This is a genomic window from Aestuariimicrobium sp. G57, assembly GCF_050110855.1.
GTDB lineage: Bacteria > Actinomycetota > Actinomycetes > Propionibacteriales > Propionibacteriaceae > Aestuariimicrobium.
The window spans coordinates 108,929-129,109 of record NZ_JBNINW010000002.1 but is presented as its reverse complement, the minus strand read 5'-3'; the positions used below and the strand labels follow the sequence as shown (position 1 = coordinate 129,109).

Here is a 20,181-nt window from a genome sequence, read left to right as displayed (position 1 = left end):
GGGCGGACAGAGCGGTGCCTGGTGCCGGTGTCGATTTCCGGGCCAAAGCCGGTGATTGGGGCTGACTGGGGCGCCCCTTCGTGAACTCCTGCCGGATTGTGGTCACCCCCCGGTGTGACCTGCCCCCGGTGCGACCTACCGCCCGCCACCGCCGGTCGGCTGAATAAATGCGTGGCGCCACGCCCCCGCGCACTGCCACCATGGACGCGCCGCCGCCCACGCAGCCGCACCGGGATACCGGCCGCGGTCCTGCACATTGGGGCAACGGCCCAACCTCCGGTTGGTGGCAGCTGACAAACAGCCAAGGGTTCGACTCCCGGTCTCAGCGGGCACCACATCGATACGGGTTCACCCACGCCTTGCGCCCTCCGCGCCCTGCCCACGGGCACCAGCGGAACGGCCCGCCGCGGTGCGCCCCGGTGTGGTGCCTGCGCCACCGCCCCACCCCGCCCCCACCCCACCCCGACCCACCCCACCCCAAACCCGAACCAACTCACCCAATCCCGACACCAACCACCACCAGGCGCATCGAAGGAGGTCGCCATCATGAAGTTCACCCCGTTTCACCTCACCGTCTTCCCCGGTGAGTGCGCACTGCGCTACCGCCACGGCCGGTTCCAGGGCGTGCTGACCCCCGGCCGCCACCCGCTCCGCCTCGGCGACGAGTTCGTTGAGGTGCTGGTGAAGTCGCGCACCACGGCCCTTGCCCCGCAGGAGGTCGGCACCGCCGATGGCCTGGTCGTGCGTGCCACCGCCGTGACCCGCTGGCGAGTGGTCGATGCCCGGGCATTCCACGAGCGCGACGCCGACCCGGCCTTCGTGCTCTACCTCGCCGTGCAGCTCGCGCTGCGTGACCTGGTTGCCGACATCGAGGCGCCCGTGCTCGTGCAGCGGCTGCGCACCGAGCCCGACCTCGGCCACCGGCTGCGCACCGCCGTTGCCCAGGCCGTTGCCGAGCTCGGCATCGAGGTGCTCGAGGTCGTCGTGCGTGATGTCGTGCTGCCGCACGAGGTGCGCCGCATGGCCATCGACCTCGCCACCGCCCGCGGACGCGCGCTCGAGCAGCTCGAAGAGGCCCGTGCCCGCACGGCGGCGCTGCGGGCGCTCGCCAACGGAGCCAAGCTGCTCGACGACCACCCGGCGCTCGCGCGTCAGCAGTTGGTCGCGTCGATGCCGCCCGGTACGCAGCTGGTGCTCAAGCTGGACGACACCGACGCCTGAGCAAGCCCCCCGCCCCACCCCGGCCCCCAGCCGGGGTGGGGCGGGCCCACGCCTCCAGCGCTCAGCCCGTCACCGCACCCATCGCCGCCGACTTCACCAGCTGCGAATACTTCGCCAGCACCCCACGCGAATACCTCGGCGGCAGCGGCGCCCACCCCTGCCGGCGGGCCTCGAGTTCAGCCTCGTCGATGAGCACGTCCAGGCTTCGTCCAGCGATGTCGACCCGCACCCGGTCACCATCTTGGACGAACGCGATCGGCCCGCCGTCGACCGCTTCGGGGGCGATGTGGCCGATGCAGAGCCCGGTCGTGCCCCCCGAGAACCGGCCGTCGGTGAGCAGCAGCACGTCCTTGCCGAGGCCGGCGCCCTTGATCGCCGCCGTGATGGCGAGCATCTCGCGCATGCCCGGCCCACCCTTCGGCCCCTCGTAGCGGATCACCACCACGTCGCCGTGGTTGATCTGCCCGGCTTCGAGCGCATCCATCGCGGCACGCTCGCGTTCGAAGACGCGCGCCGGGCCCTCGAAGACATCGGCATCGAACCCTGCAGACTTCACCACGGCACCGTCCGGGGCGAGCGAGCCGTGCAGGATCGTCAGCCCACCGGTCTTGTGGATCGGGTTGTCGATCGCATGGATCACCTTGCCGTCGACAGCGGGCGGGTTCAGCTCGGCCAGGTTCTCGGCCACCGTCTTGCCGGTAACGGTCAGCGCGTCGCCGTGCAGCAGCCCCGCGTCGAGCATCGCCTTCATGACCACCGGGATGCCGCCGTGCCGGTCGACATCGTTCATGACGTACTTGCCGAACGGCTTCATGTCGCCCAGGTGCGGCACTTTGTCGCCGATCCGGTTGAAGTCATGCAGGGTCAGGTCGACGTCGGCCTCGTGCGCGATGGCCAGCAGGTGCAGCACCACATTGGTCGACCCGCCCAGCGCCATCGCCAGGGCGATCGCGTTCTCGAAAGCCTTGATGGTCAGGATGTCGCGGGTCGTGATGCCCTGGCGCAGCAGGTTCACCACCGCCTCACCCGACCGGTGGGCGAAGTTGTCGCGCCGACGGTCGGCGCTCGGCGGGGCCGCCGACCCGGGCAGGCTGAGCCCGAGCGCCTCGGCGACCGAGGCCATCGTGTTGGCCGTGTACATGCCGCCGCACGCACCTTCGCCCGGCGCAAACGCGCACTCGATGCGTTTCAGGTCATCGCGGCTCATCCGCCCGGCCATGCACGCCCCGACGCCCTCGAACGAGTCGATGATCGTGATCTCGCGTTCGGTGCCGTCGCTGAGCTTCACATGTCCCGGCGCGATCGACCCCGCATACAGAAAGACGCTCGACAGGTCGAGCCGGGCACTGGCCATCAGCATGCCCGGGATCGACTTGTCGCAGCCGGCCAGCAGCACGGTGCCGTCCAGGCGTTCGGCCATCACCACGGTCTCGACCGAATCGGCGACCACCTCGCGCGAGACCAGCGAGAAGTGCATGCCCTCGTGTCCCATCGAGATGCCGTCCGAGACCGAGATGGTGCCGAACTGCAGCGGATAGCCGCCGCCGGCATGCACGCCCTCTTTCGCGGCCTGGGCCAGCCGGTCGAGGCTCAGGTTGCAGGGCGTGATTTCGTTCCAGCTCGACGCGATGCCGACCTGCGGTTTGTCCCAGTCCTCGTCGCCCATGCCGACGCCGCGCAGCATGCCTCTGGAGGTCGTGGCCTCGATGCCGTCGGTCACGACCCGACTGCGGGGTTTGATGTCGATTGACCCAGATTCGACGGCGTCAGATTCGATGGCCTCAGATTCGATGGCCTCAGATTCGATGGCGTCACGGCCTGCGGTGCTCATGGCCCCAATCTAGATCGATCACTCCACCCCGCGGGCGTTCCGCACCGCATCGAGCAGCCGGTCAGCCACCTCACGCTTCGAGCCCGCCGTCTCGGTGACGACCTCATCGTCAGCACCCAGCACCAGCAGCCGGTTCTCGGCCGCCTCGAACCCCTTCGTCCAGCCCACTTCGTTGATGGCGAGCAGGTCGACACCCTTGCGCCGGCGCTTGCGGCGTCCCCGTTCGAGCAGTTCGTCACCGGTGGCCGTCTCGGCCGCGAACCCGACGACGGTCTGGCCCGGACGACGCTGCCGCGCCAGCCCCGCGAGGATGTCCTCGTTCTCGACCAGGGTGAGCACCGGCGGCCCTGATTCCTTGGTCAACTTCTGTTCCGAGGCTTCGGCCACCCGGTAGTCGGCGACGGCGGCGGCCATGATCACCACATCGGCTTCGGCGGCGGCGCGGCGCATCACCGTGCCCAGCTCGGCGGCCGAGCCCGCCCGGGTGATCTCGATGTCGGGCCGGTCAGCCTCGCGCAGCACGTCGGCCTCGATGTTCGCCGCCGCCAGCAGCACCCGGGCGCCGCGGTCGGCGGCCGCGACCGCCAGCGCCACCCCCTGGCGCCCGCTCGACCTGTTGCCGATGAAGCGCACCGGGTCGATGGGTTCGCGGGTGCCCCCGGCCGAGACCGCGAACGTCAGCCCGGCCAGGTCGTGTTGCAGTTCTCGTGGACGAAGCAGGTCGAGCGCCGTCGCATGGATCGCCTCGGGCTCGCTCATGCGCCCCGGCCCCGAGTCGCCGCCGGTGAGCGGCCCGTCGTCCGGCCCAACCAGGTGCACGCCACGCGACCGCAGTGTGGCCACATTTGCCCTGGTGGCGGCGTGGTGCCACATCTCGGTGTGCATTGCCGGCGCGATCAGCACCGGGGCAGTGGTGGCCAGCAAGGTGGTGCCGAGCAGGTCATCGGCCAGCCCGGCCGCCATCGACGCGATCGTGTTGGCGGTGGCGGGGGCCACCACGACCAGGTCGGCCTTCTGACCCAGGGCCACATGCCTGACCCGCGGCACGTCGTCGTGCACCGAGGTGGTGACCGGGTGGCGCGAGATCGCCTCCCAGGTGGGCAGCCCCACGAAGCGCAGCGCATCGTCGGTCGGCACGACATGCACTTCGTGACCGTCGGCAATGAACAACCGGACCAGGTGGACGACCTTGTAGGCAGCGATGCCACCGGTGACTCCCACGACAATGACCATGGTCGATTGTTTCACTTCACCCCGGCCGAGTACGGTCGCCCCATGTGCACCGTCGTGATCCGCGTGCCCGAACCCGGCGCAGGCCCCATCAGGATGCTCGCCGTCCGCGACGAGGACCCCGGTCGTCCATGGCGCCCACTGGGCAGCTGGTGGCCCGACCACCCCGGTGTGCAGGGGGTCATGGACGAACTCGCGGGCGGGGCCTGGCTGGCGGCGGACGACGAGCGCCTGGCGGTGCTGCTGAACCGCGCCGGTGGCGCCGAAGGCCCGGTATTCACCTCGCGCGGGACGCTCGTCCTCGACTCGGTGGCCGGCCGACCCCTGCCCGACCCGCTGACCACGCTGGGCTTCAACCTCGTCGAGGTCAGCGCGGACGGCGCCCGGGTCACCTCGTGGCACGGCGGCGCGCCCCAGGTCGTCGACCTGGCGCCGGGCACCCACATGATCGCGCACGACGACGTCGACGACCCCTCGACAGCCCGCATCGCGGCCTGGCTGGACGCCTTCGCCGCCGCCCCCACCGACGACCCGCACCACAACGGCGAGGGCAACTGGTGGGACGAATGGCTGGCCGTGCTGGCCCGGACCACGAGTGTCGGGCCGCTGGACGACCGCGCCATCATCCGCGACAACCGGGTGCACGGCTACCCGACGCTGTCGCTGCTGGTCAGCGTGGCCTCGGTGGGCGTCGGTGGCGTCGAGGTGGCGATGCGCACCCTGGCCGAACCGGGGCAGTGGAACGAGGCCGTACCGGCTCGCCACCGCTGAGCGCCGGTGCTGCGCGGGTTCACGCGGGCGGCTGGTGTCCTGCGGGGAGTCAGCCATGATCCATTCTGCCTCGTCCGCCCCGAATGCGCGCCATGGCAGGATGGAGCGCGTGCCTGCTTCGTCCACGACCCCCGGAAAGCGCCGGGGGAGCGCCGCATGAGCCCCACCGAACTTGTCATCGTCGCCCTCGCGGGTGTGCTGGCCGGTGCGATCAACGCGTTGGTCGGTTCAGGCACCCTGATCACGTTCCCGACGTTGGTGGCATTCGGGGTGGCCCCGGTCTCGGCGACCATGTCGAATGCGATCGGCCTTGTCGCGGGCGGTTTCTCGAGTGCCTGGGGGTATCGCCGCGAACTGCGGGGGCAGTGGGGACGCCTGCGTTGGCAGATCCCGGCGTCGCTGGGCGGCGCGCTGGTCGGCTGCTGGCTGCTGCTGCACCTGCCCGAGACGGTATTCGGTGCAGTCGTCCCGGTGTTGTTGGTGCTGGCGCTGTTGTTGGTCGTCTTTCAGCCCCGCATCAATGCGTGGGTCAGGGCCCGCAGTTCGGACGAGGCTGCGCAGGCGGGTGGCGAAGGACACCTCGGCCGGGGGCGCCTGCTGCTGCTGGTCGTCGGCACGTTCCTGGTCGGTATCTATGGCGGCTATTTCACGGCGGCGCAGGGCATCCTGCTGATGGGCCTGACCGGGGCGCTGCTGCATGACGACCTGCAACGGCTCAACGCCGCCAAGAATGTGCTCACCCTGGTGGTCAACATCGTGGCGGCGCTGACGTACACGATCGTTGCGCCCGACCGGATCCACTGGGACGTGGTCGTGGTGATCGCCATCGGGTCGACCATTGGCGGCTGGCTCGGGGCCCGCTACGGGCGGCGGCTCAAGCCGGGGCCACTGCGTGCCGTGATCGTGGTGGTGGGGCTGATCGGGCTCGTGCGGTTGCTGATGAGCTGATGGTCAGGGCCGTGCGGGCTGGCGGTCGCGGTGGGTGAATGCCCAGGCCGGGTCGAAGATCATCATGGACGCGACCAGTCCGCAGATCATGGTGATCACCTGCAGCACCACGAAGATGCCGTTCGACATGAACCCGAACAGGTCGCCGTTGTTGAAGTGCAGCAGTGCCTGCAGCGCCGGGGCGCCGGGGATCATCACCAGCAGCGTCGGCACGAGCATGATCAGCCTCGTCAGGCCAAGGCGCCGGGCGACGATGTGGCACAGCGAACCCATCACCAGCGCCCCGACGAACGTGGCGACATGCGACATCGCACCGGCGTCGACCAGCACGAGCCGCGCGACACTGCCGGCGATGGCCACGATGGACGAGCCCAGCGCCTCACGCCACGGTGAATTGAACATCAGGGCCCAGCCGAGCACGGCGAAGAAGCTCGCGACCACCCGTAGCGACCAGAGGACGGCCGGTTCGCCCAGTGCGGGCGGTGGGTCGGTCGGCTGCAGCCCCGTCACCGAGGCGACCGTCCAGATGCCGACCCCGATCGACAGCATGACGACCACGGCATAGACCATGCGGCCCACCCCGGCTTGCAGGTCGAGCCTGGCCAGGTCGAGCCCACCGGTGAACAGCGGGAAACCCGGTACCAGGAAGACGCTGGCGGCGACGAATCCGGCCAGCAGTTTCGGTGTGGACAGCAGTTCACCACCGTGCAGCAGGAATGCGAGGGCGGCGTAGATCGTCGAGGCGGCAACGGTCGAGATGACGACACAGCCGAACAGGTTGAGGTGGCGGCGCAACAGAAACCGGTGCACGACAAATGCGCCGGTGGCGGCCAGCAGTGCCGAGAGCACTTCGCGCGCCCCCGCCCCATTCAGGAAGGCCACTGAGGCGCAGGCGAGTCCGACGGCCAGGGTGACCAGCCAGGAGCGGTGCAACGGTGTGCGGGCCCCGATGGCATCGAGAGCGGCGGCGATGTCGTCCGGGGTCTGGTGCTCGGGCAAACGCCGGGTCAGGTGCTGGATGGCCCGGATGCGGTCGGCGTCGACGCCCGGGGTGGTGATCTCGCCGGCCTGGGTGCGGAACAGCCCGCCGCGGTGGATGGTCACCACGATGGTGGTGAACGTGATCTGGGCCTGCAGGTGGTCGACTCCGAGGCTGCGGGCGACCCGCTGCATGCTCTGGCGCACGCGCAGTGAACTCGTGCCGGCGCCGAGCATCAGGTTGCCCGCGCGCAGCACCAGGTTCGAGGCGCTGATGAGTTGGCGCGGCTCGAGTGCACGCTCGTCCGGGAAGTGGGCGTCCGGGTGGGCTTTGGTCACGGCAGCAGTCTAGGACGGGTGTGATGAGTGCGGCCGTGACCCCTGGGCGGTGGGTTGACGCGCGCCAACAATGCGTCAGGAATGTCCATTGTGCGGGGGTGGGTGGGCAACGATAAATCTGTTCTATAACATGAGCGTGGAACCTCGGGCATTCCCGACAAAAGTTCGTCGAGTGTGTGCGGGTTCAGCCACCAGGCCACCCCTCCGATGGCCGTCACCACCCTGTGACCCTGGTCACATCTGTCCTGGAAAGGACCACTCGAATGAAGTTCAACCTGCGTGGGATCGCCGCTGCCGCGGCGGCATCCGCGCTGTTGCTGACCGGCACGGGCATTGCCCAGGCCGAAGAAGGGGCGCTCGTCACCGACGCGGCGCTCGCTGCCTGTATCAATACCGCCATCGACCCGACCCGGGCTGCCGATGCTGCCATCAGCACGGCCGATCTCGACAAGCTGACCGCGCTGACCTGCAGCGGCAAGGGTGTGGCCGACCTGGCCGGCCTGGAGCACGCCACCAACCTGACCTCGATCAATGCGTCCAACAACGTGCTCACCGATTTCGATGAGCTGGCCGGTCTGTCGAAGCTCAAGACCGTGTCGCTCGACGACAACTACATCGCGGCGCTGCCGGCTGACATGAGCGCAATGACGAGTCTGTCGATGCTGCAGTTGCAGCACAAGACTGCGGGTGCGCCCAACAAGGGGATCACCTCGCTGGCGCCGTTGGGCGATGTCACGACCCTGGGCCTGATCAATGTTGGTTTCAACCAGGTGGCTGACCTGTCGCCGCTCACGGCGTCCAAGGACACCCTGACCGCGATCTATGCCGCGAGCAACCCGCTGACGTCGTTCGCGCCAGTGGCTGAACTGACGAAGCTGGGTCGGCTGTGGGCCTCGGGCCCGGCCGGGACGACCACCGCGCTGGATGTGGCCCCGATCAATGGTCTGCCCGAGCTGCAGCAGCTGTACCTGAACGACCGCGCGCTCGGTAACGCCGACATCGCCAAGCTCGACAACCTGCCGAAGCTGAACCAGCTGCGCATCCACAACAACAAGATCACCGACCTGTCGGTGCTGCAGCCCTACCTGGCCCGCACGCCGTTCCAGCTGTGGGCGACCGGCCAGAAGATCACGCTGGCCGACACCGCGCTGAACGTGGCCCAGACCCACATCGTCAAGGACGTCGACGGCGACCTGATGCAGTTCAAGGCCCCGGAGGCCGACGCTGCCGCGCTGAAGATCGACTCCGTCCAGGTCACCCACCTGCGCGGCGGCACCCACAAGTTCACCTGGAACAACGGGTCGAACGACTGGTCGACCAACGGCAAGGTCTTCAGCGGCACCTTCACCCAGACCGCGGTGAAGCCGTTCCAGGCCACCGCCAACGGTGACCTGTCGACCGGCTGCACCGTGAACTGGCAGGCCGCTGCGGTGATCGACCAGGACCTGGCCGACTACTCCAACAACGGCTTCATCAAGGTGGTGCGCCCCAGCCTGTTCGCCGAGAATGATGGCCTGCTCGACGCCCACCACTGGGTGGGTGCCTATGGCGCCGGCCCGCTGCATTTCCGCATCCCGGTGGCCACCAACCATGCCATCAATGACGCCAAGCTCGTGATCACCCCGGGTGCCAACTGGGACATCGCCGAGGCCTCCGTGGCCAACAGTGACTGGGCCAACTTCGTCAAGGTCAACTCGCTGACCGACGATGAGCAGGCTGCCTGGCCGGCCGCCAAGGCGATCCATGCCCCGGCGCCGACGGTCGAGGACGGCAAGCTCGTCTTCAACCTTGGTGACCTGCCCGCAGGCACCTCGTTCCAGGTCACGTTCGACGGCATCATCACCGACGGGTCGAACCCCGCCGCTGGTGGCGTCTACCAGGTCGATGCCAACCTGAGCGGCGCGTTCGTCCCCGGTGCCGGCGCTGAGGGCTGCACGCGGCCCGAGCTGCCGCCCCTGGGCAAGGACTTCGCCTGGGGCGACCAGAGCGGTGACCGCATCGGCGACATCATCGCCGTCGACAAGCGTGGCGACCTCTACACCTGGTTCGGCACCCCCGGTGGCCTCAGCGGCTCGTGGGCCAAGGCCGGCGGCGGCTGGCAGAACTTCACCTGGATCTCGCACACCCCCGACGTGAACGGTGATGGCAAGGACGACCTGATGGGCCTGCGCAAGGACGGCGCGATGTTCCTGTACCTGGGCCGCGGCCTGGGCCAGTTCAGCTCGCCGACCCAGGTGGGCAAGAACTGGAACGGGATCACCAACATCACCGTCGTCGGTGACATGAACAAGGACGGTCGTCCCGAGGTGGTCGGTGTCGGCAAGGACAACGGCAACCTGTACCGGTACACGCTGACGGCTGAGGGGCTCAAGAACGCCAGCTTCATCGGCAAGAACTGGCAGGGCATCAACCGGATCACCTCGGTCGGTGACTTCAACAATGACGGCACCGCCGACATCATCGCCACCAATGCCGCGGGCCAGCTGTTCGCCTACTACTCCGGACCCGGCGGCACGATCATCCAGGCAGCCCTGGTCGGTCGTGGCTGGACCGGCTTCACCGCGATGTTCGCCCCCGGCGACATGACCGGTGATGGCCGTGTCGACATGGTCGGACGCAACGCGGACGGCGTGATGTACCTGTACGCGAACCTCGGCGGCGGCCGCTGGGGAGTCGCCAAACAGATCGCCACTGGCTGGCAGGGCTACACCCTGTTCGGCTGATCGGTTGATGGGCTGGCCGGCTGACCGAGTCGCGGTTTGCCCTACAACGCAACAGTTGCCCCAGTGCCTGCACTGGGGCAACTGTTGCGTTCAGGGGCAATTCGGGGGCGGGCGCGTGAGTCCGGGCGTGCGGGCATCGGGGGTGGACGAGGCAGGCGCTGGGCCCTTCACCGGCTTGACCCCATGCATAGCGGGGCGACTCGTCCACACGACAGTGTCGGCACGCCCTTGTCGGGGCGGGCGGGGTGCCCGCGGCGGTGACCACGCTCCCGATGAGGGCATCACGCCCCCCTGTAAGTGCACGCCGCACCTCGTGGGTTCATGCCGCTCCCTTTGGGGCCCGGCGCAGGGGGAGCGTCGCGAACCGCACGGGAGCGTCGTGCACCGGAGGGGGAGCGGCGTGCGAGGGGGCAGACCATCCGCCAACGGCTCGTGCCCGTGGGCATGCTGGGCCGGGTTGGCGGGGCAGGCGCGACGCTCGGCTACGGGTTGATGCCGGTGGGTGCGTTCCTCGGTGGCGTCGTCGGTGAGGTGTGGGGGCTGCCGGCCGTCCTGTGGGGCTCCGCCGCCGTCAGCGTCGTGGCCGTTGCCTACCCGTTCTTGCGGGTCTCGCAGCGGTTGGTGGACGCGCACGAGGTGGCCGAGGGCGCGGACTGAAGGGGTGCGCTGATGCGGGGGCCTGAAAATGTCGGACGTGGCGCGTAGCGTGAAACCATGGCACCCGGGGCGGATCCGAGGCCACCAAGAGGAGGACATCGATGTCCCTTGCAGCATCCATCTCCATCGCCTTCCCCGGCAACGCCGCGGATGCGTTCACCTTCTACCAGTCCGTGTTCGGCGGCGACCTGAAGCTCTTCCGGTACAAGGATTTCCCTGACATGGGCATGCCGGACGATGCCGTGGCACACGCCTCGCTCACCACGGACACCTTCATGCTGGTCGGGGGCGACAGCATCGGCGAGACCCCGAGCACCGTCTCGGACGTCTACTCGATCATGCTGGTGCCTGACTCCGTCGAGGCGGCGCAGGAACTGATCACCGCATTGACCGCGGACGGCGGTGAGATCGCCATGCCCTTCGAACTCGCCCCCTGGGGCGACCACTACGGCCAGGTGCGCGACCAGTTCGGTGTGCTCTGGCAGCTTGACGTCGGCCCGGCGCAGGAAGCCTGAGGCGCGCGACCCGGGCTACTCGTTCGACACGTCGAACACGTTGCCCTGCGGGTCGGCCAGCGTCACCCGGCGGTACGCCTCGTCGTCGCCATCACCACCCCTTGGGGTGGGGCAGCCAGGCGACGGCGAGGTGGACCGCTGCGAAAAATGGGGCGCGGACGGTGAAGTGGGGCATGGGTGGCTTTCGTGGTGAAGCATGGGTGACCCGGTGCCGAGGGGATCGGAGCCGGTGGGGCTGGAGGGGCCCGGGTGCGGTTCGGGAGGGGGACCTGGTGAACCGGCGGAACTCTTGCGTGACGTCCATGCATGACGCAGTTACAAAATAGCCCGGCCGTCCCTTGAACGTAAAGAGATTTACCTTGGTTGGGCGCGGAGTGAGCGATGCGCCCACCGCTAGGATCAAGTGCTTGACTGCTGAAGGGAAGAAGCTCGTGGACTACCGCCGACTTGGACACTCCGGACTGACCGTCTCTGCCGTGGGGCTCGGTTGCAACAACCTGGGCCGCATCGGCACGCTGACCGAGCACCAGGCGGGAGTCGACCAGGTGGTACACGCCGCCGTCGATGCGGGAATCACCCTGTTCGACGTGGCAGACACCTACGGCGGCAGGACTCCCGGGCTGTCCGAGCAGATGCTGGGCAAGGCGCTCGGCAAGCGCCGCGACGAGGTCATCGTCGCGACCAAGTTCGGCATGGACATGGCTGGGGTCAACGGCAACGACTTCGGTGCCCGGGGTTCGCGGCGCTACATCGTGCGTGCCGCCGAGGCCTCGCTGCGTCGGCTCGGCACCGACTGGATCGACCTGTACCAGTTCCACACCCCCGACGCCCTGACCCCGATCGACGAGACCCTCGCCGCCCTCGACGACCTCGTCACCGCCGGCAAGGTCCGCTACATCGGGCACTCGAACTTCGCTGGCTGGCAGGTGGCCGAGGCCGAGTTCACCGCGCGAGCGCTCGGTAGCACCCGGTTCATCGCGAGCCAGAACCACTACAACCTGCTTGACCGCCGCGCCGAGCTCGAAATCACCCCCGCCGCCGAGGCCTACGGGCTCGGTGTGCTGCCCTACTTCCCGCTCGCCAACGGGCTGCTGACCGGCAAGTATTCCCAGGGTTCCGCCCCCGACGGGTCGCGGCTCACGTTCACCCGCCAGCACCTGGTCGAGAACCTCGACCTCGCGCAGATGAAGGCGTTCGGCGACTTCGCCCGCGAACGTGACCTGACCGAGGTGCAGGTGGCTTTCTCGTGGCTGGCCTCCCGGCCCAGCGTCGGCAGCGTCATCGCCGGGGCGACCAAGATAGAGCAGGTGCAGCAGAACGCCGCGGCCGCCGGCTGGGTGCCGACGGCCGATGACGAGGCCGCACTCGACGAGATCTTCCCGGTGGCGCCGAAGGTCGCGCTGTTCTGAGTCGGTTGTGGCTCTGAGACGGTGCTGTGGCTCGACCTCAGCGGCGCCGCGTAGGCACCTCGGGTTCGCCCAGCGACAACATCAGCCGGTTGGCCCAGTTGAAGAAGGCCGCGCCATTGATCACGTCCACGATCTCGGCGTCGTCCAGCCCGGCATCACGCAGCCGCTGCACACTGTCGGCCCCGAAATCGAGCGGGGTGTCGCTGAGCGCCACCGAGGCCGCGGTGACCGCGTTCCACACGTCGTCGCCCACATCGGCCGAGGTACCCTCGTCGAGCAGCCGCTGCACGTCATCAGTGCGGCCCGACTCGCGGGTGGCGGCAGCCGAGTGCACTGAGGCGCAGAAGACGCAGCCGTTGTGCCGCGAGGCGGTTGCCGCCGCCAGTTCGCGTTCGGCCCGGCCGATGCCGCCCTGGATGTTGAAGAAGATGTCCAGGTCGGTCAGCGTGCGGGCCTTCAGCGCCGCCGCATTGCGTGCCAGCAGCCGGAAGTACGGCATCTTTGCCCGTGCAGGCTCGATCAGGGCCTCGCGCTGCTCGTCGCTGAGCTCGTCCTCGGCCAGCGGCGCGAGCCACGGCACCCAGCCGAGGCCCTGCTGGGTGAACTGCTCGGGGCGGGCCAGTTCGGGGTAGTTGGTGACCAGGTGGTCGCTCATCGGGTGGTCCCTCCGTCGGTGTTGAGCACGCGCAGGCCCCAGGCCACGCGCAACTGGAAGCTCAGGAATGCCACGAGGTGGCTGAGGGTGACGATGTCGTCGGCGCCCCAGCCGGCGTCCACGAGCGACTGCAGTGCAGCCGGGCTCGACTCGCGGGGCCTGAAGACCAACAGGTGGGTGTGGGCCAGGGCCGCGGCAAGCCGTGGCCCGAGCGCGGCGATGGCCTCATCCGATGGCTGCCAGCGCAACCCATCGGTGTTCTCGCCGGTCAGCCCCGGTTCGCGGTAGTTGCCGAAGGGGCCCCGGGTGGCCGAGGCCGCAGCCGCTTCGCGCACTGGCGCGACCAGTGCCTCGTCCTCGTCGGTGAGCAGGTCGGCGTAGAACGCCGTGGCCTGCGCGAAGCCATGCAGCAGCGAGACAAACGTGGCGACCGCGTAGCGTTCGCGCAGCAGGAAGGTGCCGGGCTCGACCGGTTCGAGCAGCGCTTCGAAGCTCAGTTGGGCGTTGTCGCGGGCCTGGGGACGCTGGTCCCGCACGCTGGCGAGGCGACTGCCCGGGCTGATGCCGGCGAGCAGGTCGATGAGGTCGGCCGTCATGGGCGCTCCTGTCGTGGGTGGGTCGAACGTGCGTGGGTCACACATCCGTGGTTCGGACACGCACGTGCTCGGTGCAACCCGGGAAGGGCGCGCCCGTATTCCCGCAGTCCGGTGGCTGGGACGAGACCCTGCGGTGGAAGGATGGGCCCATGGAACCCACGCCAGGACGCATTGAACTCGGGCCCTCGAACGCCGACCTGCTGCTGCACACGACGTGCGAGGGGGCGATGGCCCGCATGGGACATGACCTCACGCTCGAGGTCCGCGACTGGACCGGCGAGCTGGTGGTCGGCGCCACGCCAAGTGAGTCGCAGCTGAAGGTCACCGCCCAGTTGGGTTCCCTTGCAGTGCGCGAGAGCCGCGGCGGGTCGAAAGAGGTGTCCGACGGCGACCGGGCGGCGATCCTGAAGAACGCCGCCAGTTCGATGGGGGTGGCGAAGCAGCCGCAGCTGGTGTTCACCGCCACCTCGATCACCGGCACCTGGGACCGTGGCAGGGTCGAGGGCGCGCTGTCGCTCAACGGGCGTTCCGAGGTGCAGGCATTCGACGTGGCGGCGGTCGAGGACGGCTGGCGGCTCAGCGGTGTGATGAGCCAGGGCCGCTATGGCATCAAGCCGTACAGCGCGCTGATGGGTGCGCTGCGGGTGGCCGACGTGGTCGATGTCGAGGTGACGCTCACCATCTGAGTCGGGTTTCTCGCCACGGGCGAAACCTGCCCTCACATTTCGCCGACTGCTTCGGTGAAGGTGGGCGGGCGCGGTGTACTTGGGTGTTGTGACCGTCCTGATCGACAAGCCCAGGTGGCCGGCCCATGGCACGCTGTTCGGGCACCTGGTTTCTGACACCTCGCTCGAGGAACTGCACGACCTCGCCGAGGCCGCCGGCTTGCCACCGCGTGCGTTCGACCGCGACCACTACGACGTGCCGGCCAGCCTGTACGACGACTGCGTGGCCGCCGGTGCCCTCGAGGCGCCCTCGCGTGAACTCGTCCGGGCGCTGCGCCAGGCCAACCTGCGGGTGACCAAGGCCGACTGGCATGCCGACCGCGAGGCCCGCCGTGAGCGGCTGCGGCAACGGTGGCCGCTGGCCACCGGACCGGCCGACGACCTGCTCGAGCGGTGGTCGTCCCGTGGTCGCTACTACCACGACCTGCGCCACCTGGAACACTGCCTCGACTCACTCGACGTCGTCGGCGCGGACGAACCCGTGGTGGCGCTGGCCGCGTGGTTTCACGACGCGGTCTACGAGGGGCGGCCGGGCCGCGACGAGGACGACTCAGCCGCACTCGCCGAGTCAACGCTCGAGCCCATCCTGCCCCGGGCCGACGTGCGTGAGGTGGCAAGGCTGGTGCGGCTGACCGCCGGCCACCAGCCCGCCGACGCCGACGTGCGCGGCCAGCAACTGTGCGACGCCGACCTGGCGATCCTGGCCGCCGACCCCGCCCGCTATGCCGTCTATCGCCGCGACGTGCGCCGTGAATACCACGAGGTGCCGTTGGCGATGTTCCGGTCCGGGCGCCGGCAGGTGCTCACCCACTTGGCCGCGCTCGACCCGCTGTACCGCACCGACCCCGGACGAGAGCTGTGGACGGCGCCGGCGATGGTGAACCTGGCGGCAGAGATCGCCCTGCTCGAGGCTCGTGCGCGGGCCAGGTGAGTCAGTCGCGGTCCACGTTCCACGGCGGCGGGGCATTGCGGTAGGTCTCATGGGTGGCCACCGGTTCGGCTGCCGCGCCCTGATCGTCCGATTCGGGGGTGGCCGCATCGCTTGCCTGGGCATACGTCCGGCTCACGCGGCGGTAGATCGGTGAGAACAGGGCCGCGAGTGCCGCCAGACCCATGATCACCCCGGACACCAGGAAGATCAGGGCGATGCCACGCGCCTGGCCGTCCCCGAGCAGCGGGCGAATGGCGGCTGCTCCGGCGTCAGAGCGGGTCCACGGGAAGATCCACACCTCGGCGATCGGCGCGATCAGGAACGCGGTCACGGGCGCGGCCGAGGTCTCGACGGCGGCAGCGAAACCGAAGACGCGACCCTGCTTCTCGAGCGGCACCACCCGCTGGATCACCGTCTGTTCAGCGGCCTCGACCGCGGGGGACAGGGCCATGTAGACCCAGATGCCGATGATGAACAGCAAGGCCCATTCGCGGATCGTGAACAGCGCACCCACCGCGGCCATCAGCATCAGGGCGAACAGCATCGTCCGCAGCGGGTTCTTGCCCAGGCCGGTGCGGCCGATGATCGCACCGCCGACGATGAACCCGGTACCTGCGATGGCATAGACGACGCCCCACACCTCGACGCTGAACATCTCGAGGCCATAGGGGTCGAGCAGCGCCATGTAGACACCCCCGATGAAGTTGTTGAACGTCGAGAACAGCAGCAGCGCGAGCAGGCCCGGGATGGCGCGCACCGCCAGCCATGAACCCATGAGGTCGAAGTGGCCCTGGGCATCGGACGCCGCGGGCTCGACCTCTTCGGGCATGTGCAGCGTCAACAGGTGCACCCAGACCGCGGCGGTCAGCACGAGCGCGATCACCAGTGTGCCGCCCATGCCGAGCTGGCCGACGGCCAGGCCGGACAGCACGCTGGTGACCATGAAGGCCAGGCCCTGCACGGCGCCGACCATGCCATTGGCCTTGTCGCGGGACTCGGCGTCGACCAGAATCGTGACGGTCGTCGACAGCGCAATGTTGCGCATGTTCTCGACGATGGCACCGACCAGGATGAGCGCGGCGAACACCCACAGCCAGGGCTGGTCCATGCGGATGCGCGAGGCGGCTGGGGCCATGAAGAAGACCCCTGCCGCGAGCACGAAACAGGCGAGCGTGAACAGGCCGGCGAACCGCATGATGTCAAGTTTGCGGAACCGGTCGACGAGCGTGCCGAAGCTGATGGCGGTCACCGACATCAGCAGCATGTAGCCGCCGCCGACGATGCCCGTGGCGCGCACATCGCGGGTCTCGAGATAGATCCAGAAGACCAGCGCGAACCACAGGAAGCTCGTGGTCAGGTTGGCCAGTCCGGTGTTGACCAGGATCGACCAGAACGTGCGCATGCGTGCCTCGACCGGGCGGCGCGGGGCCGTCGTCGGTGAGGTCGCCGGTGCAGCGGCGGGTGGGGCCGTGGCCGGTGGGGGTTGCTCGGTCATCGTCGTCTCCTCGGGTGCTGCAACTCCCCGAGTTGCCGAACAAATCTATGCGCGCCGTGGTGGTGGGACAAGCGTGTTTCGGTGGCGGTTCAGGGGCGGGGCCACGAGCAGGTGGGGCATCTGCGCGTCCGGCGCCGCGAGTGAGTGTCCCGAACCGGGCAGGAGTCCGCGAAAGGCGCCAGTGGGGGGCCAGGTCCCGGAACTCCGGCCCGGTTCTGGACAGGGTGGCGATCGGTCCGGCCGGAGCCGGGGCATCGGTTGCCTCTCGGGGCACACCGGGCTCCAGGGCATGCTGGTCTGGCCCGTTCGGGTACAAGCCGCCTCCTGTGGGCACACGCCGCTCCGTGAGGCACACCGGTCCATCGCGGTCAGGCGCCGCCGCTCCCTTTGGGCGCACGCCGCTCCCGTCAGCCCGGGGTCCAAGGGCAGCGGCGTGGCAGTCAGGGGAGCGTCGTGCGCTTGACGGGGTGCGGCGTGCTCCGAAGGGGAGCGTGGCGGGGCCGGGGCGTGATCCTCCCCCCTTGCAGCGGCGTGGCGGGCCGGGGCGTGATCCTCCCCCTGCCGCGGTGTGGCGGGGCCGGGCAGCGGTCCTCACCCACCCGTTGAAGCCTGAACCCCGAGGTGAACCTTGAACTCGAGAGAGTGTCCAGAACCCGGCCGAAGTCGGGGAATCGCGCCACCAGCGCGTCACATCCGCCAACTCCGGCCGGGTTCTGGACACCCGGGAGCCGGCCCCGCACACCCCGCCCCGCACACCCCGCCTCGCACCCGCCGCCCACAGGCTGAGAACGGCACCCGCACCCCCGCACCGCACCCACCGCCCACTCTCGGCTGAGAATCCGGCGCCACCTCTTCCCCTGCCGCCCCGCGTACAGCATTGTTGCTGCATGAGCGAGCGCATCGTCGTGCTCGGCGGCGGGTACGTCGCCATCACCCTTACCAAGGGCCTGGCCCGGGCCATCCGGCGCGGCCAGGTCGAGGTCACCGTCGTCAGCCGCGAGAACTACCAGGTCTGGCACGGGTTCATCGGCGAGATGTTGACCAGCCGCATCTCGGCCCACACGATCCTGAACTCGGCGCGCCGCATGGTCGCCCCCGCACGCCTTGTCGTGGCCGAGGTCACGGGCATCGACCTCGCCGCCCGCACGGTCACACTCGAGGATGACCGCGGTGACCAGCGCATCCTGCGCTATGACCAGCTGGTGATCGGCATCGGCACCGCCGACCGCCAGGACGCCTTCGACGGCCTGACCGAGCACGCGTTCATGATGAAGACCTTCGACGATGTGTTCCGGCTGCGCAACCACCTCATCGCCTGCTTCGAGCGGGCCGACCACGAGCCCGACCCCGCCGAACGACGCCGCCTGCTCACCTTCGTCGTCGCCGGCGGCGGCTTCGCCGGCTGCGAGATCGCCGGCGAGCTCACCGACTATGCCCGGCTGCTCGGCCGCATCTACCCGGGAGTCCAGCCCGACGACCCGCGCATCGTGCTGGTCTACCCGGGTGAGCAGGTGCTGCCCGAGCTGACCCCGCGCACCCTGCGCCAGGGCCAGCGCTCGCATCCCGAGCTCGTGGCCTATGCCACCCGACGCCTCGAGCGCCTGGGCGTCGAACTCATCGAGTCAGAACGCGTCGCCGGCGTCACCGACCATGCCGTGCAATTGCGCGACGGTGAGGTGATCCCCACCGCCACGGTCATCTCTGCCATCGGGTCGAGCCCGCACCCCGTGCTCACCCAGGTCGAGGGGCTGCCGCGCACCGAGTCGGGGCGCATCCAGGTCGATGCCACCTGCCAGGTCGTCGGGCACCCCGGGGTCTGGGCGGCCGGCGACTGTGCCGCGGTGCCGCATCCCCGCGGTGGCCTGTGCCCGCCCGTGGCGATCCATGCCCTCGAACAGGGACGACACGTGGCCAGGAATGTGCTGCGCCGCGCGCATGGGCAGCGGCCGACCCCGTTCGCGTTCACCGGTTTCGGGCAGGGGGCGTCCTTGGGGCGGCGCAGCGCGGTCGCCGAGATTTATGGCCGCGAGATCACCGGCACATTTGCGTGGGTGCTGTGGCGCACGCTGCTGTGGCGCTACGTGCCCACGTGGGATCGCAAACTGCGGCTCGTCGCCGACTGGGCGATCTGGCCACTGGTGGGCCGTGACGCAGTCGAGATGAGTGTCTCTGATGCCGATGACTTCGAGCTGCACCACATGCGGTTCACCGATGGAGAGGTGATCGTTGACGAGGGCCGCGCCCGATTCGTCCACGTCATCATCGAGGGTCAGGCAGAGCAGGTGGCGGCGGGTGAGGTGCTGCACCGGTTCGGCGCCGGAGACGTCGTCGGCCTGCGCTGGCTCGACCAGGCCCACACCGAAAGCGTCGTCGCCCGGGGCGTCGTGCGCACCATCAGATTGCGGACGAGGCAGGCGCGCGAGCTGCAGACGCTGGTGAAGGCCCTGTCGCAGGTGGCCACGGATCGGGCAGACACGTCGCTTCCCTTGTCGGATCGGCAGCCGGACCCTGTCGAGGGCGCTAGCGTTTGAAGCCACACATCGTTTCTGATGACAGAAGGTGACACACATGCCCTATCCGAGCTCCCTGTCAGGTACCTGGGTTGCCGACCCGGCGCACTCGTCGCTCGTGTTCATCGCCCGGCATGCCGTGGTGACGAAGATCCGTGGCAAGTTCACCGATTTCGACATTCGCATCGACGCGAATGCCGACGATGTCGAGGCCTCATCGGTGCAGGTGCACGTGCGCGTGGCCAGCGTCGACACCAACCAGGAACAACGCGACGCGCACCTGCGCAGCGCCGACTTCTTCGACGTCGAGCGCTGGCCCGAGATGACGTTCATCAGCACGTCTGTCGAAGAGGTGGATGAGGACGTCCTGCTCGTGCAGGGTGACCTGACGATCCGTGATGTCACCCGCAGCATCTCGTTGCCGCTCGACTTTCTCGGCGTGCAGGTCGACCCCCTCAGCGGGGTGGAACGCGCCAGCTTCGAAGGCACCCGTCGCATCAACCGCGAGGACTTCGGACTGAGGTGGAATGTGCCGCTCGACAAGGGTGGCGTGCTGGTCTCGGAGCGGATCAACATCGAGATCAGCGTCAGTGCGGTGCGTGAGCAGGACCTGCCGAAGCTGGCCGGCGAGGGCTGAGGAACCCGTC

Annotated in this window: 17 protein-coding genes; 11 read left to right on the top strand and 6 right to left on the bottom strand. The window is 69.0% G+C overall.

Annotated features, from left to right (window positions below; all coding sequences use genetic code 11):
• Window positions 1–546 precede the first annotated feature (546 nt).
• Window positions 547–1,221 (top strand): SPFH domain-containing protein, encoded by a 675-nt coding sequence (locus ACQCX5_RS04605; RefSeq protein ID WP_434540835.1) that lies wholly within the window; start codon window positions 547–549, stop codon window positions 1,219–1,221.
• A gap of 61 nt (window positions 1,222–1,282) precedes the next feature.
• On the opposite strand, the gene ilvD is transcribed toward ACQCX5_RS04605, so the two are convergent.
• Both ilvD and coaBC read right to left on the bottom strand, forming a co-directional pair.
• On the bottom strand, window positions 1,283–3,052 hold the full coding sequence (gene ilvD, locus ACQCX5_RS04600) for a dihydroxy-acid dehydratase (RefSeq protein WP_434540834.1): 1,770 nt from the start codon (window positions 3,050–3,052) through the stop codon (window positions 1,283–1,285).
• An 18-nt stretch (window positions 3,053–3,070) separates the two neighbouring features.
• A complete protein-coding gene (gene coaBC, locus ACQCX5_RS04595; protein WP_434540833.1) occupies window positions 3,071–4,285 on the bottom strand; it encodes a bifunctional phosphopantothenoylcysteine decarboxylase/phosphopantothenate--cysteine ligase CoaBC in 1,215 nt (404 codons plus the stop codon).
• Window positions 4,286–4,327: 42 nt separating this feature from the next.
• On the opposite strand from coaBC, the gene ACQCX5_RS04590 reads away from it, so the two are divergent.
• Window positions 4,328–5,053, top strand: a complete 726-nt coding sequence (locus ACQCX5_RS04590; protein WP_434540832.1) for an NRDE family protein — start codon at window positions 4,328–4,330, stop codon at window positions 5,051–5,053.
• Window positions 5,054–5,209: 156 nt separating this feature from the next.
• Window positions 5,210–6,001: a sulfite exporter TauE/SafE family protein gene (locus ACQCX5_RS04585; protein WP_434540831.1), complete on the top strand. Its 792-nt coding sequence runs from the start codon at window positions 5,210–5,212 to the stop codon at window positions 5,999–6,001.
• A gap of 3 nt (window positions 6,002–6,004) precedes the next feature.
• On the opposite strand, the gene ACQCX5_RS04580 is transcribed toward ACQCX5_RS04585, so the two are convergent.
• Entirely contained in the window at window positions 6,005–7,318 is a 1,314-nt protein-coding gene (locus ACQCX5_RS04580; RefSeq protein WP_434540830.1) for a threonine/serine ThrE exporter family protein, read from the bottom strand.
• Window positions 7,319–7,581: 263 nt separating this feature from the next.
• Here ACQCX5_RS04580 and ACQCX5_RS04575 point away from each other — a divergent pair, with 263 nt between their 5' ends.
• From ACQCX5_RS04575 to ACQCX5_RS04560, 4 genes are all read left to right on the top strand, one after another.
• Window positions 7,582–10,041 (top strand): FG-GAP-like repeat-containing protein, encoded by a 2,460-nt coding sequence (locus ACQCX5_RS04575; protein WP_434540829.1) that lies wholly within the window; start codon window positions 7,582–7,584, stop codon window positions 10,039–10,041.
• A gap of 444 nt (window positions 10,042–10,485) precedes the next feature.
• Window positions 10,486–10,698, top strand: a complete 213-nt coding sequence (locus tag ACQCX5_RS04570; protein WP_434540828.1) for a hypothetical protein — start codon at window positions 10,486–10,488, stop codon at window positions 10,696–10,698.
• A 101-nt stretch (window positions 10,699–10,799) separates the two neighbouring features.
• Window positions 10,800–11,213 (top strand): VOC family protein, encoded by a 414-nt coding sequence (locus ACQCX5_RS04565; RefSeq protein WP_434540827.1) that lies wholly within the window; start codon window positions 10,800–10,802, stop codon window positions 11,211–11,213.
• Window positions 11,214–11,620: 407 nt separating this feature from the next.
• Complete coding sequence (locus ACQCX5_RS04560) at window positions 11,621–12,622, top strand: aldo/keto reductase (RefSeq protein ID WP_434540826.1); 1,002 nt, start codon at window positions 11,621–11,623, stop codon at window positions 12,620–12,622.
• 37 nt (window positions 12,623–12,659) lie between these two features.
• On the opposite strand, the gene ACQCX5_RS04555 is transcribed toward ACQCX5_RS04560, so the two are convergent.
• Together ACQCX5_RS04555 and ACQCX5_RS04550 are read right to left on the bottom strand one after the other, a co-directional pair.
• A complete protein-coding gene (locus ACQCX5_RS04555) occupies window positions 12,660–13,277 on the bottom strand; it encodes an alkylhydroperoxidase domain protein (RefSeq protein WP_434540825.1) in 618 nt (205 codons plus the stop codon).
• Entirely contained in the window at window positions 13,274–13,873 is a 600-nt protein-coding gene (locus tag ACQCX5_RS04550) for a CMD domain protein (RefSeq protein ID WP_434540824.1), read from the bottom strand. The genes ACQCX5_RS04555 and ACQCX5_RS04550 overlap by 4 nt, the downstream gene beginning before the upstream one ends.
• A 149-nt stretch (window positions 13,874–14,022) precedes the next feature.
• Here ACQCX5_RS04550 and ACQCX5_RS04545 point away from each other — a divergent pair, with 149 nt between their 5' ends.
• Complete coding sequence (locus ACQCX5_RS04545) at window positions 14,023–14,559, top strand: YceI family protein (RefSeq protein ID WP_434540823.1); 537 nt, start codon at window positions 14,023–14,025, stop codon at window positions 14,557–14,559.
• An 88-nt stretch (window positions 14,560–14,647) separates the two neighbouring features.
• Window positions 14,648–15,529 (top strand): DUF4031 domain-containing protein, encoded by an 882-nt coding sequence (locus ACQCX5_RS04540; RefSeq protein WP_434540822.1) that lies wholly within the window; start codon window positions 14,648–14,650, stop codon window positions 15,527–15,529.
• Window position 15,530: 1 nt separating this feature from the next.
• On the opposite strand, the gene ACQCX5_RS04535 is transcribed toward ACQCX5_RS04540, so the two are convergent.
• The gene (locus ACQCX5_RS04535; protein WP_434540821.1) at window positions 15,531–17,024 is read right to left on the bottom strand and encodes an MFS transporter; all 1,494 of its coding nucleotides are present in this window, start codon (window positions 17,022–17,024) and stop codon (window positions 15,531–15,533) included.
• Between the two features lie 887 nt (window positions 17,025–17,911).
• On the opposite strand from ACQCX5_RS04535, the gene ACQCX5_RS04530 reads away from it, so the two are divergent.
• Window positions 17,912–19,555, top strand: coding sequence for an FAD-dependent oxidoreductase (locus ACQCX5_RS04530; RefSeq protein WP_434540820.1), 1,644 nt, complete (start codon window positions 17,912–17,914; stop codon window positions 19,553–19,555).
• A gap of 37 nt (window positions 19,556–19,592) precedes the next feature.
• Window positions 19,593–20,171, top strand: coding sequence for a YceI family protein (locus tag ACQCX5_RS04525; RefSeq protein WP_434540819.1), 579 nt, complete (start codon window positions 19,593–19,595; stop codon window positions 20,169–20,171).
• Window positions 20,172–20,181 lie beyond the last annotated feature (10 nt).

What these genes read in the sequence shown, in the direction of transcription:
- ACQCX5_RS04555 (WP_434540825.1), bottom strand. Translation starts at nt 13,277, where the DNA reads ATGAGCGACCACCTGGTCACCAACTACCCCGAACTGGCCCGCCCCGAG.
- ACQCX5_RS04565 (WP_434540827.1), top strand. Translation starts at nt 10,800, where the DNA reads ATGTCCCTTGCAGCATCCATCTCCATCGCCTTCCCCGGCAACGCCGCG.
- ACQCX5_RS04525 (WP_434540819.1), top strand. Translation starts at nt 19,593, where the DNA reads ATGCCCTATCCGAGCTCCCTGTCAGGTACCTGGGTTGCCGACCCGGCG.
- ACQCX5_RS04535 (WP_434540821.1), bottom strand. Translation starts at nt 17,024, where the DNA reads ATGACCGAGCAACCCCCACCGGCCACGGCCCCACCCGCCGCTGCACCG.
- ACQCX5_RS04585 (WP_434540831.1), top strand. Translation starts at nt 5,210, where the DNA reads ATGAGCCCCACCGAACTTGTCATCGTCGCCCTCGCGGGTGTGCTGGCC.
- ACQCX5_RS04545 (WP_434540823.1), top strand. Translation starts at nt 14,023, where the DNA reads ATGGAACCCACGCCAGGACGCATTGAACTCGGGCCCTCGAACGCCGAC.
- ACQCX5_RS04575 (WP_434540829.1), top strand. Translation starts at nt 7,582, where the DNA reads ATGAAGTTCAACCTGCGTGGGATCGCCGCTGCCGCGGCGGCATCCGCG.
- ilvD (WP_434540834.1), bottom strand. Translation starts at nt 3,052, where the DNA reads ATGAGCACCGCAGGCCGTGACGCCATCGAATCTGAGGCCATCGAATCT.
- ACQCX5_RS04570 (WP_434540828.1), top strand. Translation starts at nt 10,486, where the DNA reads ATGCTGGGCCGGGTTGGCGGGGCAGGCGCGACGCTCGGCTACGGGTTG.
- ACQCX5_RS04590 (WP_434540832.1), top strand. Translation starts at nt 4,328, where the DNA reads ATGTGCACCGTCGTGATCCGCGTGCCCGAACCCGGCGCAGGCCCCATC.
- coaBC (WP_434540833.1), bottom strand. Translation starts at nt 4,285, where the DNA reads ATGGTCATTGTCGTGGGAGTCACCGGTGGCATCGCTGCCTACAAGGTC.
- ACQCX5_RS04550 (WP_434540824.1), bottom strand. Translation starts at nt 13,873, where the DNA reads ATGACGGCCGACCTCATCGACCTGCTCGCCGGCATCAGCCCGGGCAGT.
- ACQCX5_RS04605 (WP_434540835.1), top strand. Translation starts at nt 547, where the DNA reads ATGAAGTTCACCCCGTTTCACCTCACCGTCTTCCCCGGTGAGTGCGCA.
- ACQCX5_RS04530 (WP_434540820.1), top strand. Translation starts at nt 17,912, where the DNA reads ATGAGCGAGCGCATCGTCGTGCTCGGCGGCGGGTACGTCGCCATCACC.